The sequence below is a fragment of the Comamonas sp. FUJ_7 genome, from assembly GCF_057369555.1.
This window is the reverse complement of record NZ_JBXXZI010000004.1, coordinates 304,005-319,347: the sequence shown is the minus strand read 5'-3', so window position 1 is coordinate 319,347 and position 15,343 is coordinate 304,005. Positions and strand designations below refer to the sequence as shown.

Sequence of the window (15,343 nt, the reverse complement as noted above, 5' to 3'; positions counted from 1 at the left end):
AGATGTGGCTGCACAGACGCAAGGAGACATGGAGCCATGCCATCGCAAATGAGCGCGCTGACCGCCAGTTACGCCAAGGGGCGCACGGATGTACCGCTGATCGAGCAGACGATTGGCGATTTTTTTGCCGACATGGCGCAGCGCCAGAGCAGTCGCGATGCGCTGGTCAGCCGCCATCAGGGCTTGCGCTACAGCTATGCCCAGCTGCATGCCGCTTCCCGTCAGCTGGCCAGCGCTTTGCTGAACCAGGGTTTGGAAAAAGGTGACCGCATCGGCATCTGGAGTCACAACAATGCCGAGTGGGTGCTGATGCAGCTGGCAACGGCCCAGGTCGGTCTGGTGCTGGTCAACATCAACCCAGCCTATCGCACGTCCGAAGTGGAGTACGCGCTCAACAAGGTGGGCTGCAAGGCACTGGTTTCCATGCCGCAATTCAAGACCAGCGACTACCTGGGCATGCTGCGCGAACTGGCCCCTGAATTGATGCTGTGCGAGCCCGGAAAGCTGCAGTCGGCACGTATGCCCACGCTGCGCAGCGTGATCTGGATCGATGTTGCAGGCCAGGGCGAAGAGCAGCCCGGCATGCTTCGCTTTTCTAAGCTGATGGAGAAGGGCCAGTCTGAGGATCAGCGCATTGATGCGATTGCTGCCACGCTCAAGAACACCGACCCCATCAACATCCAGTTCACCAGTGGCACTACGGGCTTTCCCAAGGGCGCGACGCTGACGCATCGCAACATCCTGAATAACGGCTTCTTCATTGGTGAGTGCATGCGTCTCACGCCCGAGGACAGGCTGTGCATTCCCGTTCCGCTGTACCACTGCTTTGGCATGGTGCTGGGCAATCTGGCCTGCTTTACGCACGGCGCAACCATCGTCTATCCCAATGATGGGTTTGATCCCATCACCGTGCTGGAAGCGGTGCAGGCCGAGAAATGCACAGGGCTGCATGGTGTGCCCACCATGTTCATTGCCGAGCTGGATCACCCGCGCTTTGCCGAGTTCGACCTGTCCACGCTGCGCACCGGCATCATGGCCGGCTCACTCTGCCCGATCGAGGTGATGAAGCGTGTGGTGCGAGACATGCACCTGAGCGAGATCACCATCGCCTACGGCATGACCGAAACCAGCCCCGTGAGCTGTCAGAGCGACCATGAAACACCGCTGGAAAAGCGCGTGGCCACCGTCGGCAAGGTGCAGCCGCATCTTGAAGTGAAGATTGTCGATCCCGAAAGCGGCGAGACGGTGGCACGTGGCATATCGGGCGAGCTGTGCACGCGTGGTTATTCCGTCATGCATGGCTACTGGGGCGATGAGGCCAAGACCCGCGAAGCGATTGATGCCGAGCAGTGGATGCACACCGGTGATCTGGCCACCATGGATGACGAGGGCTACGTCAACATCGTGGGGCGCATCAAGGACATGGTGATTCGTGGTGGCGAGAACATCTACCCGCGGGAAATAGAGGAGTTTCTCTATCGCCATCCCAAGGTGCAGGATGTGCAGGTGGTGGGGGTGCCAGACATCAAGTACGGCGAAGAACTGTGCGCCTGGATCATTGTCAAGCCCGGTGCTGCGCTAATCGAGGATGAAGTGCGCGAGTTCTGCAAGGGCAAGATTGCCCACTACAAAGTGCCGCGCTACATCCGTTTTGTGCCCGCTTTCCCCATGACGGTGACGGGCAAGATTCAGAAATTCAAGATCCGCGACGAGATGATTGAACTGCTGGATCTGCGCACCATCAAGACGGCTTGAGCATGAGGGCGCAGCAGCCATGTTCGTGATGACGGTGGCTGTGGTGTGTCGAACGAACTCAAAAGACAAGCTCTGGTATCGAAAAAGACATTCAAGGAACCAACAATGAGCATTCTGGGGACACAACTGAATCCGCGCTCGGCGGACTTTCTGGCCAACGCCGCTGCCATGCAGGCGCTGGTGGACGATTTGCAAACGCGCTGTGCACAGACCGCGCTGGGTGGCAATGAAGCCGCACGTGCCAAGCATGTGGCGCGTGGCAAGCTGCTGCCGCGCGAGCGCGTGCAACGCCTGCTGGACCCCGGCACGCCGTTTCTGGAGCTGTCGCCGCTGGCGGCGCTCAATATGTACAACAACGACGCACCGGGCGCGGGCGTGATTGCGGGCGTGGGCCGCGTCAGCGGCGTGGACTGCATGATCGTCTGCAACGACGCCACGGTGAAGGGCGGGACCTACTACCCCATGACGGTGAAAAAGCACCTGCGGGCACAAGAAGTGGCGGCGCAGAACCACCTGCCTTGCATCTATCTGGTGGACTCAGGCGGTGCCAACCTGCCCAATCAGGACGATGTCTTTCCCGACCGCGAGCACTTTGGCCGCATCTTCTTCAACCAGGCCAATATGAGTGCGCAGGGCATCGCCCAGATCGCCGTGGTCATGGGCAGCTGCACGGCCGGCGGCGCTTATGTGCCGGCCATGAGCGATGAATCCATCATCGTCAAGAACCAGGGCACCATCTTCCTGGGCGGCCCACCGCTGGTCAAGGCTGCTACGGGTGAAGTCGTCAGCGCCGAAGACCTGGGTGGTGGCGATGTGCATACGCGCCTGTCGGGCGTGGCCGATCATCTGGCCGAGAACGATCTGCATGCGATAGCGCTGGCCCGCCAGTCTGTGGCGAATCTGAACAAAATCAAGCCTGAAAACAAGGCAGATCATGCACCAGCAGCTCCTCTTTTTGATAGTCAAGAGCTGTATGGCGTGATTCCCGTCGATACGCGCAAGCCCTTTGATGTGCGCGAAATCATTGCGCGCGTGGTCGATGGCAGCCAGTTCGACGAGTTCAAGGCCCGCTTTGGCAACACCCTGGTCTGTGGCTTTGCGCGTATTGAGGGCATGCAGGTCGGCATCATTGCCAACAACGGCATTCTGTTTTCAGAGTCGGCGGTCAAGGGCGCGCACTTCATCGAGCTGTGCTGCCAGCGCAAGATCCCGCTGGTTTTCTTGCAGAACATCACCGGTTTCATGGTGGGCCGAAAGTACGAAAACGAAGGCATTGCGCGCCATGGCGCCAAGCTGGTCACGGCGGTGGCCACGGCCAGCGTGCCCAAGTTCACCGTCATCATCGGCGGCAGTTTTGGCGCGGGCAACTACGGCATGTGCGGTCGTGCCTACAGCCCCCGTTTCCTGTGGATGTGGCCCAACGCACGCATCTCCGTCATGGGTGGCGAGCAGGCCGCCAGCGTGCTGGCCACCGTCAAACGCGATGGCATTGAAGGCAAGGGTGGTAGCTGGAGCGCCGAGGAAGAGGAAGCCTTCAAGGCGCCGATTCGCCAGCAGTACGAAGACCAGGGTCACCCTTACTACGCCACGGCCCGTCTGTGGGACGACGGCGTGATCGACCCTGCCGACACGCGCCGCGTGCTGGCGCTGGGCCTGTCGGCCACGCGCAATGCGCCGATTGAAGACACCAAGTTCGGCGTCTTTCGCATGTAAACCCCGCACCCTCAACGACTTCAAGGGAGACCAGCCATGACTGCTTTGACTTTGACCGTGGATGGCGGCATTGCCCGCATCACGCTGACCCAGCCCGAGGTTCGCAATGCCTTCAGCGATGAGGCCATTGCCGAGATCACTGCCGCATTTCGCAAAGTGGGCGAGCAGGCCGATGTGCGCGCCGTGGTGCTGGCCGCCGAAGGCCCAGCCTTTTGCGCCGGTGCCAATCTGAACTGGATGCGCCGCATGGCCGATTACTCGCGTGACGAGAATCGCGTCGATGCCGGGCTGCTGGCCGAGATGCTGCGCGTGATCTACGAATGCCCCAAGCCCACGATTGCACGCGTGCAGGGCGATGTGTATGCGGGCGGCATGGGCCTGGTGGCCTGCTGCGATATGGCGGTGGCCGTGGATACCGCAGGCTTTTGCCTGAGTGAGGTCAAGATTGGCCTGATTCCCGCCACCATCAGTCCCTATGTGATTCGCGCCATGGGCGCACGCGCTTCGCATCGCTACTTTCTGACGGGCGAGCGCTTTTCGGCGCAGGAAGCGCACCGCATCGGCTATGTGCACGAGGTGGTGGAAGCCGAGCAGCTGGACGCTGTGGTTGATGGCTGGCTCAAGCATTTGCTCAGCGCGGGCCCCGCCGCCGTGCGCGCCTGCAAGCGTCTGGTGCTGGATGTGGCCGAGCGGGAGATCAACGAGCAGCTGATTGCCGCCACGGTGGAGCAGATTGCCAATATCCGCGCCAGCAGCGAAGGCAAGGAGGGCGTGCAGGCCTTTCTCAACAAGCGCAAGCCCAACTGGCTGCCGGGTTGAGTCCAATGAGATGACAAACCTTGTGCGCAGGCCGATTTAGAGTCTGGTACTGGCATAAGGAGTGAACACCATGGATATCTGGCAAACCTTCATCAACTGGCTACACCGTGCAGGTCTGCATGTGGACCCGAGCACGGCGGATGCCGTGGGGCAGGCCGCAGATCAGCTGGGCGACGTGGCGACCAAGGCCGGTCAGGCCGTGGGGCAGATGGACATGGGCTCCATGCTGGCGCTGGCAGCGGCACTGGGCTGGGCCAGCGGCTTTCGTCTGTATGCCGTGGTGTTTGCCGTCGGCTTGCTGGGGGCTACCGGTGTGATGCCCTTGCCCGGCAGCCTGGGTGTGCTGGCCCATCCCATGGTCTTGGTGATCAGCGGTGGCCTGCTGTTCGTGGAGTTCTTTGCCGACAAGGTGCCCTTGGTCGATTCGGCCTGGGATCTGTTCCAGAGCGTGCTGCGCATTCCTGCTGGCGCGGCGCTGGCGGCCTCGGTCTTTGGCGCGGACAACGCCACCATGGCCATGGCTGCGGCGCTGATGGGCGGCACGCTGGCCGCTACCAGTCAGGCCGCCAAGACGACGACGCGGGCGCTGATCAATACCTCGCCCGAGCCGTTTTCGAACGTGGGGGCGAGTCTGGCGGAGGACACGGTGTCGCTGGGGGCCATCTGGCTGGCGCTGACCAATCCGCTGGTGTTTGCTGCGGTGTTGCTGGTGGTTGTGCTGCTGATGTGGCTGGTGATCTGGGCGCTGTGGCGCTTTTTGAAGGCGATTTTTCGACGTCTGCGCGGTGATGGAGATGCGCAGGAGTCTTTGCAAAAAACATAGCTGCTTGCGCTTGATGGATAAGCGCTGGATGGCGATTTGACTAAAAACCGGAGACGATATGTTCAAGAAAATTCTGATTGCCAATCGCGGTGACCAGCCGCGCTGCGGCGCAGCGCCGAAGGCATATTGCATGGCACGCGCAGTGTGCACAGGCGGTTTCACCGCGGAGGTAGCCCATGTTTAAAAAGATCCTGATTGCCAATCGCGGTGAAATCGCCTGCCGGGTTGCTGCCACTGCTCGCCGCATGGGCGTGAAAACCGTCGCCGTGTATTCCGATGCCGATGCCCAGGCCAAGCATGTGGCCGCCTGCGACGAAGCCGTGCACATCGGCGGCAGCGCGCCCAAGGATAGCTATCTGCGCTGGGAGCGCATCCTGGAAGCTGCCAAGGCCACGGGCGCCGAAGCCATTCACCCCGGCTACGGCTTTCTGTCTGAGAACGAAGACTTTGCCAACGCCTGTGCAGAGGCCGGTCTGGTCTTTATCGGCCCGCCCGCCAGCGCGATTCGAGCCATGGGTCTCAAGGCCGAGTCCAAGCAACTGATGGAAAAGGCCGGCGTACCGCTGGTGCCTGGTTATCACGGCCATGACCAGAACCCCGAGATGCTGCACAAGGAAGCCGACCGCATTGGCTACCCCGTGCTCATCAAGGCCAGCGCGGGCGGCGGCGGCAAGGGCATGCGTCTGGTGGAAAAAAGCGAAGACTTTGCGGCTTCGCTGGAGAGCTGCAAGCGCGAAGCCATCAACAGTTTTGGCAACGATGCCGTGCTGATCGAAAAATACGTGCTGCGCCCCCGCCATATCGAGATCCAAGTGTTTGGCGACCAGCAGGGCAACTGTGTCTATCTGTTCGAGCGCGATTGCTCGGTGCAGCGCCGCCACCAGAAGGTGCTGGAGGAAGCCCCTGCGCCCGGCATGACGCCCGCGCTGCGCAAGCAAATGGGCGAAGCCGCCGTGGCGGCGGCAAAGGCCGTGAACTATGTGGGCGCGGGTACGGTGGAGTTCATCGTCGAGCAGCCCGGCGGCTATGACCAGCCCGAAGCCATGAAGTTCTACTTCATGGAAATGAATACCCGCCTGCAGGTGGAGCACCCCGTCACCGAAGCCATCACCGGCGAAGACCTGGTGCAGTGGCAGTTGCTGGTGGCTGCGGGCAAGGCACTGCCCAAGCAGCAAAGCGAGTTGAAGATCATCGGCCACGCGATTGAAGCGCGTATCTGCGCCGAGAACCCCGAGAACAACTTTCTGCCTGCCACCGGCCATCTGGCCGTCTACCGCAAGCCCGATTGCAGCAGCTTCGAGATCAGCAATGTGCGCGTGGACGATGGCGTGCGCGAGGGCGATGCCATCAGCCCGTTCTACGACTCCATGATCGCCAAGCTCATCGTGCGCGGCGACGACCGCGCCCAGGCGCTGGCACGACTGGACGCGGCACTGGCACAGACCCATATCGTGGGCCTGACCACCAATGTGCAGTTTCTGCGCCAGGTGGCCAAGAGCCAGGCTTTCAGCAATGCGCTCTTGGACACCGCACTGATTGAGCGCGAGCGCGAGGGCCTGTTTGGCAAGGATTTTGTGGGCCGCGATCTGGCCGTGGCCGCTGCCGTGGCGCATCAGCTGCAGCAGGAGCAGGCCGAGCAGAGCGCCGACCCCTTTAGCCGCCGCGACGGCTGGCGCATGTCGGGCCGCTTTGAGCGCCAGTTTTCCTTTGACTACCGGGGCGAATCCGTCAATGCAGTCATGGCCTATGGCCGCGATGGCCAGACCCATCAACTGGCGGTGGGCGAGGGTGACAACCGCAGCGACGTCGTGCTGCAGTGGCGCGCTCTGCCCGATAGCCGACTGGAGCTGAACTTGGGCGGCCAGCGCACCGTGGCCGTGGTGCATGCGCAGGGCGATCAGCTGTCCATCTTTACCGATGCGGGCAGCAGCCAGGTCACCGTGGTGGACCAACTGGCGCATGCCGCAGGCGGTGGCAATGAAGGTGGCCGCCTGACAGCCCCCATGCCCGGCAAGGTGGTGTCGTTTGCCGTGAAGGCGGGTGACAAGGTCAGCAAGGGCCAGCCGCTGGCAGTGATGGAAGCCATGAAGATGGAGCACACGATTGCTGCGCCCGGCGATGGCGTGGTGCTGGAGCTGCTGTATGGCCCCGGCGATCAGGTCAGCGAAGGCGCTGAGCTGTTGCGTCTGGAAGTGTGAAACACCCCCTGAGCCGCTACGCGGCTTCCCCCTCTCTCTACGCGCTGCGCGCTATGGGAGGGGGACGCAGCCCTTGCTTGGCTGCTCTGGCCTGGGATGTGTCAGCTGGGTTGAACTGTTTTACAAAAAGAGCGGCTTGCACAGCATGGGCAAGGATTTCGGCGGGTTTTGATGCTGAAATCCTTTTAAAACGAGCGCAAGCAGCTTCTTTTTTAATAGCTGACCATTGGTCATTCACGTCTGCAGATCCCTGGCCAAACCGTTAGGCTTCGCACCTATGAAAGTTCTTTTTTGCTGTGAAGATACGCGGCCAGAACCCTGGCTCAAAGGTTTGCAGGATGCGCTGCCCGGCGCGGAGATTGCCGTCTGGCAGCCGGGCGCTGCGCAGGCCGACTATGCGTTGGTCTGGGCGCCGCCTCAGCAGTTCATCGACGAGCAGGCCGCTGGCCTGAAAGCCATGTTCAATATCGGCGCCGGTGTGGATGCACTGCTGCCGCTGACCATTCCTGCCGAACTGCCCGTTTATCGCCTGGAAGACGCCGGCATGTCTGTGCAGATGGCTGAATATGTGGCGCAGGCCGTGATCCGTTTCTTTCGCGGCCTGGACCAGTACGAGGCCGATATGGCGAAGGGCATCTGGCAGCAGCAGCGCAACCCCAGACGTGTCGACTATCCCGTCGGCGTGATGGGTCTGGGCAAGATGGGTGAGCGCGTGGCCAGGGCGCTCACGGTGTTTGACTTCAAGGTCAACGGCTGGAGCCGTTCGCCACGCGAGATGGACGGCGTGCAATGCTTTAGCGGCATGGAGCAGTTGGACGATTTTTTGCGCAGCAGCCGCATTCTCGTGAACCTGCTACCCCTGCATGCGGAGACCGAAAACATCATCAATGCGCGCGCGCTGGCGTTGCTGCAGCCCGGCGCCTATGTCATCAACGTAGGCCGTGGCGGCCATCTGGTGGATGCCGACCTGCTGGCGCAGATCGAATCCGGCCATGTCAGCGGTGCCATGCTGGACGTGTTCCGCGAAGAGCCACTGCCCGCGAGCCATCCGTTCTGGACGCAGCCGCGCATCACCCTCACCCCTCATACATCGGCCCGCACATTGGCGGCGGACAGCATTGCCCAGATCGTGGGCAAGGTCGCGGCCATGAGCCGGGGCGAGGCTGTGACTGGGCGCGTGCATCTATCACGCGGTTACTGATCCCTAGGAGACAAGAATGAACTACCCCGCACGCGTCAAAATCATCGACGTAGGCCCGCGCGACGGCCTGCAAAACGAGAAGCAGCCTGTGCCTGCTGCTATCAAGATCGAGCTGGTGCAGCGTCTGCAGGATGCCGGCCTCAAGGAAATCGAGGTCACTAGCTATGTGTCGCCCAAATGGGTGCCGCAGATGGCGGACAACGCTGAGGTGATGGCGGGCATTCAGCGCCGCAGCGGGGTGCTGTATTCGGTGCTGACACCGAACCTCAAGGGCTTTGAGGCCGCGCTGGCGGGCAAGCCCGATGAGATTGTGGTGTTTGGCGCAGCCAGCGAGGCCTTCAGCCAGAAGAACATCAACTGCTCGATTGCCGAGAGCATCGAGCGTTTTGCACCCGTGGTGCAGGCCGCACTCGATGCCGGGATTGCCGTGCGCGGAGCCATGAGCTGTACCGTGGGCTGCCCTTACGAAGGCGAGATTGCCCCCGAGAAGGTGGGCTATCTGGCTGGCCTGATGAAAGACATCGGCGTGCAGCGCGTGGATGTAGCCGACACCATTGGTGTGGGTACGCCCATCAAGGTGCAAAAGGCGTTGCAGGCCACGCTGGCGCATTTCGACATCGATCAGGTCTCCGGCCACTTTCATGACACCTATGGTCAGGCGCTCTCCAACACGCTGGCGGCGCTGGAGCTGGGCGTGTGGAACTTCCAGTCCTCGGTGGCGGGTCTGGGCGGCTGCCCTTATGCCAAGGGCGCGACAGGGAATGTGGCGACGGAGGATGTGGTCTATCTGCTGCAGGGCATGGGCATAGAGACCGGCATTGATCTGGACAAGCTCATAGACGCAGGCCATTTCATCAGCGAGTTTCTGGGCCGCCCCACGCAGTCGCGTGTGGCCAAGGCGCTGTTGACCAAGCGTGCGGGCTGATGTGAAAAGCCGGTCATGGGCGTTGTTACCATCACGGCCCATGCAAGCAAGATCACGTTTTTCTCTGACAGTGTGCCTGACGGTCGCGGCCCTGTTGGTAGGCTGCGCCAGTATGGATGCCCAGGAATGCCGCGAAACTGACTGGGAATATCTGGGCCAGCTCAATGCCATGGAAGGCAAGCAGGACCTGAACACGCGTGCCAAGCGCCATTTCAGGACTTGCAAGGAGCAAGGCGTGCAGATGGATGTGCGTGCCTATCAGCAGGGCTGGTTGCGCGGTCTGCGGGAGTTCTGCACACCGGAAAGAGGCTGGGCCTATGCGGAGGCGGGCGGGAAGTTTCAGATGGGCTATTGCCCGGCACAGCTGGATGCCGCTTTTCTTCAAGGCTATAGCCCGGCCCGCGAGCGTTATGAAGCCAAGGAGGCGGTCGTGGAGCTGGAGCGCCGCATCAGTGCCAAGAAAAAGGAATTGCGCGAGGCGCGTGATGCCAAGAACAGTGCCAGTCATATCGCCTATGTCCAGAAAGATCTGCGTGATTTGCAGCTGGAGCTGGTGCAGCTCAGGATCAAGCTGGCACAGTAAGGGCTTCACAGGAGCCAAGGCGCAGCTTGATGCTGGCGCGATTTTCAGGAAAACAAACAATGTGTGGGTCAGAACTTCACGCGCTGCCGGAGGGTGTGCAGCGCGTCAGCCGCTTTTTGCAGGATGCAGCGCATCCCCATGCGCCGCAGATGCTCGATGGCGCGGCGCGCACGGCGCAGGAGGCGGCAGACCAGCTCGGCATTCTGGTCGGTCAGGTGGCCAAGAGCATCATCTTCAAGCGCAAGCTGGACGGCGTGGCTGTGCTGGTCGTGACCTCGGGTGACAAGCGCGTGGATGAGAAAAAAGTCACGGCACTGGTCGGCAAGGTGGGCCGCGCCGATGCGGACTTCGTCAAGGCCAGCACCGGATTTTCGATTGGCGGTGTCAGCCCCGTGGCCCATGCCACCAAGGTGGTGACGCTGATGGATGCCGAGCTGCAGCGTTTTGAGACCGTGTGGGCGGCAGCGGGTCACCCCCATGGCGTGTTCCCCGCCACGCCTGCGCAATTACAGGCGTTGACCGCAGCCCCCTGGTCGGATGTGGTGGAGCAGGCATGAGTGGCGGTCTTCTTCAAGAACAGCAACTGGTGCAGCTGGCCACCAAGGCCGAGGTGGCATTGACCTGGGTCGAGGCCGATCAGCCCGTAGCCTCGCCCTGCATCAACGTCTGCCGTATGACCGAGGACCGCAGCCATTGCCAGGGCTGCTTCAGAACCATTGACGAAATTCGCGCCTGGTCCAAGGGCGACAGCGAGCTGCGCCTGGAGATCTGGGGCAAGCTGCTGCAACGCGCTGGCCTCAAGGACCCGCGAGAAGACCTACGCGAAGCCGAAATCTGATCACAAGCCAAAGAGAGCCGACATGAAGCACATCACTTTTTATCTGGACTTTGTGTCGCCCTATGCCTGGCTGGCGCTGGAGCAACTGCCCAAGGCGCTGCAGGGGCTCAGCTACCACGTTGAATACCGGCCCGTGCTGCTGGGTGCCTTGCTGCAGGGGGCTGCCAACCCCGGCCCGGCAGGCATTCCTGCCAAGAGGGCGTGGACTTATCGACAGGTGAGCTGGCTGGGCCAGTCACTGGGCATTGGCTTGCAGATGCCGGCCCAGCACCCGTTCAAGCCGCTGCCTTTGCTGCGGCTGGCGCTGGCCCATGGGCGGGACGGCTGCATCAACCGCTTTGTGGCGCAGACCGTAATGCAGCATGTCTGGCAGGGCGGCCATGATGCAAACGAGCCGCAGCGCTTGCTGCAATTGCGCGAGCAGCTACAAGAACAGAAGCGTCACGACGAAGCCGGTGACGAGGTCAAGCAATGGCTGCGCAGCAATACCGACAAGGCGCAGCTGGCCGGCGTGTTTGGCGTGCCCGCCTGGGAAGTAGACGGCCATGTCTTCTGGGGGCTGGATGCGCTGCCCATGCTGCGCAGCTATCTTGAGGGCGACAGCTGGTTTGATGCGCAGTGGCAGGCCGTGACCCAGGTGGAGTCGGGTCTGAGCCAAAGCTGAAGCTGAAAGGGATAGCTGGAATTACAGAGACCTGCCATGAGCAGGTCTCTGTCGTTGAGGCCTTACTTTGCAGTCACCTGCTTGGCAGCGCCACGGTAGCGCTCCAGCCAGTGGGCGTAGGGTGCGGGCAAGACCCAGTCGGGCTTGTCCTTGCCCAGCGCCAGGGCCAGCTGGTAGGCGTAATGCGGATTGGCCAGATGGGCGCGGCCGATCATGACCAGATCGACCTCGCCATCGGCCACGATGCGCTCGGCCACCTGTGGGTCGTCCATGCCCCAGCTCGAGGCCACGGGCAGGCCGGCTTCGCGGCTCACGCGCTGGGCGATGGGGGCCAGGAAGGCGGGTGTGCCCCAGGGCACTTTCACATCGGGAATGACAAAGTTCACGCTGACGTTGAGCAGGTCCAGCCCGCGCTCGCGCATCTGCTTGGTGACGGCAATCGACTCTTGCAATGTCTCTTCATCGCGGCCGTCGTATTCGATCACGCCAAAACGGGCGGTCAGTGGCAGATGCTCGGGCCAGACCTTGCGCACGGCCTCCACGGTCTCCAGTAGAAAGCGGGCGCGGTTGTCAAAGCTGCCGCCGTAGGCATCGCTGCGTTGGTTGGTGTGGGCCGAGAAAAAGCTCTGCGCCAGATAGCCATGGGCAAAGTGCAGCTCCAGCCATTCAAAGCCGGCCTCCAAAGCGCGGCGGGCCGCGGCCACAAAGTCGGCCTGCACGCGGGCAATATCGTCCAGCGTCATCGCGCGTGGCACGCGCGGCAGACCGCCGCCAAAAGCGATGGCCGATGGCGCAATCGGCTGCCAGCCGCGTGCATCACCCTCGGCAATGTGTTCGTCGCCTTCCCATGGATTGTTGGCGCTGGCCTTGCGACCGGCATGACCGATCTGGATGCCGGGCACGGCGCCTGCGGCCTTGATGCCGGCGGCAATGCGGGCCATGCCTTCGATCTGAGCGTCGTTCCACAGGCCGGTGCAGTCGGGGGTGATACGGCCTTCGGGCGAGACGCCCGTGGCTTCCACAATCACCAGCCCCGCGCCGCCACGCGCCATGGAGGCGTAGTGCACCTGATGCCAGTCATTGGTGAGTCCGTCCACCGCGCTGTACTGGCACATGGGCGGAATGGCGATACGGTTGCGCAGGGTCAGGCTTTTGAGGGGGAAGGGGGAAAACAGTGCGGACATGGGCAGATGTGGGGAATATGCGTGGGTGAGCAATGCTTGAAATTTGATAGCTGCTTGCGCACAGCACTCATCGGTTTTATGAATAAACAATGCTTTAAGCGTTGATTAGCAAGCGCTTGCAGCTATTAAAAACGAGGAGGTTTCACTGCTGCCGCTGAAGCGGGCGTCGCATGAACCGAGGCGGTAATAGTCCCCCTTGGGCGATAACCTTGCAGGGCGCGACTTTTTGCTTTGGGCAGCCCTGCCGCACCTCTGCAATGCAAACGGCCCGCAACCCCAATTCTGGTTGCGGGCCGTTTCAGAGATGGATCAGCCTCGGGGCTTTATCAGTGACCCGATGCGCCAGCAGCGCCCAGGCCGGTTTCCGAGCGCACTTGCTGCGCGGGGAACACGGCACGTTCCTTGGCGGCCTGCGCGCTCTTGTCGAGCACCGAGAACAGCCACACGCCGAAGAAGCCAATCGCCATGGAGAACAGCGCAGGCGAGGCGTAGGGGAACCAGGCCGAGCCTGCAGGGTGGCCTAGCGTGGCTTCCCACACCGAGGGCGAAACAATGGTCAGACCCACGGAGGAGACCAGGCCCATGAAGCCGCCAATCACGGCGCCCTTGGTCGTGCAGTCTTTCCACAGCACCGACAGCAGCAGCGGCGGGAAGTTGGCGGAAGCCGCCACCGCAAAGGCCAGCGAGACCATGAAGGCGATGTTCTGCTTCTCGAACACAATGCCCAGCAGCACGGCCACGATGCCCAGGCACAGCGTGGTGATGCGCGAGACGCGCAGTTCAGAGGCGCTGTCGGCCTTGCCCTTCTTGATGACGGTGGCGTACAGGTCGTGCGAGACGGCTGATGCGCCGGACAGGGTCAGGCCCGCCACCACGGCCAGAATCGTGGCAAAGGCCACGGCCGAGATAAAGCCGTAGAACACATCGCCGCCCACGGTCTTGGCCACCAGCACGGCCGCCATATTGGCCGTACCTGCGCCGCCGTGGATTACGCCCTTGGCCGTGTCGGCCATTTCGGGGTTGGTCAGCACCAGGGTGATGGCGCCAAAGCCGATGATGAAGATCAGCACGTAGAAGTAGCCAATCCATGTCGTGGCCCAGAACACGCTCTTGCGCGCTTCCTTGGCGTCAGGCACGGTGAAGAAGCGCATCAGGATGTGGGGCAGGCCCAGCGTGCCGAACATCAGCGCCATGCCAAAGCTGATGGCCGAGATCGGGTCCTTGATGAAGCCACCCGGGCCCATGATGGCCAGGCCGAGCTTTTCTGCCACGGATGGCTCTGCACCGCCGTTTGCGGCGATCTGGGTGCGCACCTTCACGCCTTCGGCAAACAGTGCCTCGGGGCTGAAGCCATACTTGGCCAGCACCATGAAGCCCATGAAGGTCACGCCGGCCAGCAGCAGGCAGGCCTTGATGATCTGCACCCAGGTGGTGGCCGTCATGCCGCCAAACAGCACATAGATCATCATCAGCGCGCCCACCAGCACCACGGCGACCCAGTAGTCCAGGCCGAACAGCAGCTTGATGAGCTGACCGGCACCGACCATCTGGGCAATCAGATAGAAGGCCACCACGACCAGAGTACCGCACGATGCAAAGATGCGGAACGGCGTCTGTGCAAAGCGGTAGCCGGCCACGTCGGCAAAGGTAAAGCGACCCAGGTTGCGCAGACGCTCTGCCAGCAGGAAGGTTAGCAAAGGCCAGCCGACCAGAAAGCCGATGGAGTAGATCAGGCCGTCATAGCCGCTGGCCATGACAGATGCCGAGATGCCCAGAAACGAGGCGGCAGACATGTAGTCGCCCGCTATGGCCAGACCGTTCTGAAAGCCGGTGATGCCGCCGCCAGCGGTATAGAAGTCCGATGCCGACTTGGTGCGGCCTGCCGCCCATTTGGTGATCCACAGCGTTGCCACCACAAAGGCGGTGAACATGATGATGGCCGTCCAGTTGGTGGCCTGCTTGGCGGCATTGCCGACGTCGCCGCCAGCGGCCAGAGCCGGGGCGGCGGTGGCCAGAGCAGCCAGCCCGGCCGCGCCTGCCAGCCATTGCAAAGAGTTACGCTGATTCATGCCTTGACGCCTTTGAGAATGTCGCGAGTCAGTTGATCAAACTCGCCATTGGCGCGGCGCACATACAGGCCGGTGATGATCACGGAAAAAATAATGACGCCCATGCCGATGGGGATGCCCAGCGTGGTCACGCCTGCGCCGATAGGCTGGGCCAGGAACTCCTTGTCGAACGCGATCAGCGCGACATAGCCGTAGTACACGATCAGCATCAGAACGGTCAGAGCCAGGCCCAGGCGGTTGCGCTTGCGGCGCAGCTGCTGGTAGGCAGGGTTGCTTTGAATAGTCTCTATCACCGGGTCTTGCACAGTGTTGTCTCCTTTGAAGTTTTCCAGCCTGCCTGCGTAGGTGAGCGGCCTGCTTGCGATGCATTCTGAGAAGCCCGTCTGACCGCCTCCTTACTTACGTTATCGGTGTTTGCCCCGGTTTTTCACATCGGAAAAAAACAAATTCGGGTAAGTGCGGAGAGGGTCGGGTAATGCCCAGCCTTGAAATTTTGAGGAGTGATTTTTTGTAAGTTAGCGGTCAGTTGTCGCTTTGATATTGGCCGTGCAGGTGAGTTGGCAGCGCCTGG

At 61.8% G+C, this 15,343-nt stretch carries 14 protein-coding genes; 11 read left to right on the top strand and 3 right to left on the bottom strand.

The features are described 5' to 3' along the window. Nucleotides 1-36 precede the first annotated feature (36 nt). The 11 genes from AC2I9W_RS08550 (at nt 37) to AC2I9W_RS08500 (ending at nt 11,519) form a co-directional block, all read left to right on the top strand. A complete protein-coding gene (locus tag AC2I9W_RS08550; protein ID WP_486409564.1) occupies nt 37-1,755 on the top strand; it encodes an AMP-binding protein in 1,719 nt (572 codons plus the stop codon). A 105-nt stretch (nt 1,756-1,860) separates the two neighbouring features. After that, nucleotides 1,861-3,468, top strand: coding sequence for a carboxyl transferase domain-containing protein (locus AC2I9W_RS08545; protein WP_486409563.1), 1,608 nt, complete (start codon nt 1,861-1,863; stop codon nt 3,466-3,468). Nucleotides 3,469-3,504: 36 nt separating this feature from the next. Continuing rightward, nucleotides 3,505-4,287 (top strand): enoyl-CoA hydratase/isomerase family protein, encoded by a 783-nt coding sequence (locus tag AC2I9W_RS08540; RefSeq protein ID WP_486409562.1) that lies wholly within the window; start codon nt 3,505-3,507, stop codon nt 4,285-4,287. 70 nt (nt 4,288-4,357) lie between these two features. Then, nucleotides 4,358-5,110 (top strand): DUF4126 domain-containing protein, encoded by a 753-nt coding sequence (locus AC2I9W_RS08535; RefSeq protein WP_486409561.1) that lies wholly within the window; start codon nt 4,358-4,360, stop codon nt 5,108-5,110. A gap of 176 nt (nt 5,111-5,286) precedes the next feature. Next, complete coding sequence (locus AC2I9W_RS08530; protein ID WP_486409560.1) at nt 5,287-7,308, top strand: acetyl/propionyl/methylcrotonyl-CoA carboxylase subunit alpha; 2,022 nt, start codon at nt 5,287-5,289, stop codon at nt 7,306-7,308. 277 nt (nt 7,309-7,585) lie between these two features. Then, entirely contained in the window at nt 7,586-8,509 is a 924-nt protein-coding gene (locus tag AC2I9W_RS08525) for a 2-hydroxyacid dehydrogenase (RefSeq protein ID WP_486409559.1), read from the top strand. Nucleotides 8,510-8,525: 16 nt separating this feature from the next. Continuing rightward, nucleotides 8,526-9,434: a hydroxymethylglutaryl-CoA lyase gene (locus AC2I9W_RS08520; protein ID WP_486409558.1), complete on the top strand. Its 909-nt coding sequence runs from the start codon at nt 8,526-8,528 to the stop codon at nt 9,432-9,434. Between the two features lie 40 nt (nt 9,435-9,474). Next, complete coding sequence (locus AC2I9W_RS08515; protein WP_486409557.1) at nt 9,475-10,017, top strand: DUF2799 domain-containing protein; 543 nt, start codon at nt 9,475-9,477, stop codon at nt 10,015-10,017. A 59-nt stretch (nt 10,018-10,076) separates the two neighbouring features. Continuing rightward, nucleotides 10,077-10,574 (top strand): YbaK/EbsC family protein, encoded by a 498-nt coding sequence (locus tag AC2I9W_RS08510; protein ID WP_486409556.1) that lies wholly within the window; start codon nt 10,077-10,079, stop codon nt 10,572-10,574. Then, on the top strand, nt 10,571-10,855 hold the full coding sequence (locus tag AC2I9W_RS08505) for a DUF1289 domain-containing protein (protein WP_486409555.1): 285 nt from the start codon (nt 10,571-10,573) through the stop codon (nt 10,853-10,855). The genes AC2I9W_RS08510 and AC2I9W_RS08505 overlap by 4 nt, the downstream gene beginning before the upstream one ends. Nucleotides 10,856-10,877: 22 nt before the next feature. Beyond that, nucleotides 10,878-11,519: a DsbA family protein gene (locus AC2I9W_RS08500; protein WP_486409554.1), complete on the top strand. Its 642-nt coding sequence runs from the start codon at nt 10,878-10,880 to the stop codon at nt 11,517-11,519. Between the two features lie 62 nt (nt 11,520-11,581). Here the strand turns inward: AC2I9W_RS08500 and AC2I9W_RS08495 are convergent, their stop codons facing one another. The 3 genes from AC2I9W_RS08495 to AC2I9W_RS08485 all read right to left on the bottom strand — a co-directional run bounded on the left by AC2I9W_RS08495 (nt 11,582) and on the right by AC2I9W_RS08485 (nt 15,077). Beyond that, on the bottom strand, nt 11,582-12,703 hold the full coding sequence (locus AC2I9W_RS08495; RefSeq protein ID WP_486409553.1) for an NADH:flavin oxidoreductase/NADH oxidase: 1,122 nt from the start codon (nt 12,701-12,703) through the stop codon (nt 11,582-11,584). A gap of 326 nt (nt 12,704-13,029) precedes the next feature. Further along, a complete protein-coding gene (locus AC2I9W_RS08490) occupies nt 13,030-14,772 on the bottom strand; it encodes a cation acetate symporter (protein ID WP_486409552.1) in 1,743 nt (580 codons plus the stop codon). Then, nucleotides 14,769-15,077 carry a DUF485 domain-containing protein gene (locus tag AC2I9W_RS08485; RefSeq protein ID WP_486409551.1) on the bottom strand — a complete coding sequence of 103 codons (309 nt, stop codon included), beginning with the start codon at nt 15,075-15,077 and terminating at the stop codon, nt 14,769-14,771. Before AC2I9W_RS08485 ends, AC2I9W_RS08490 begins: the two co-directional genes overlap by 4 nt. Between the last annotated feature and the right edge of the window lie 266 nt (nt 15,078-15,343).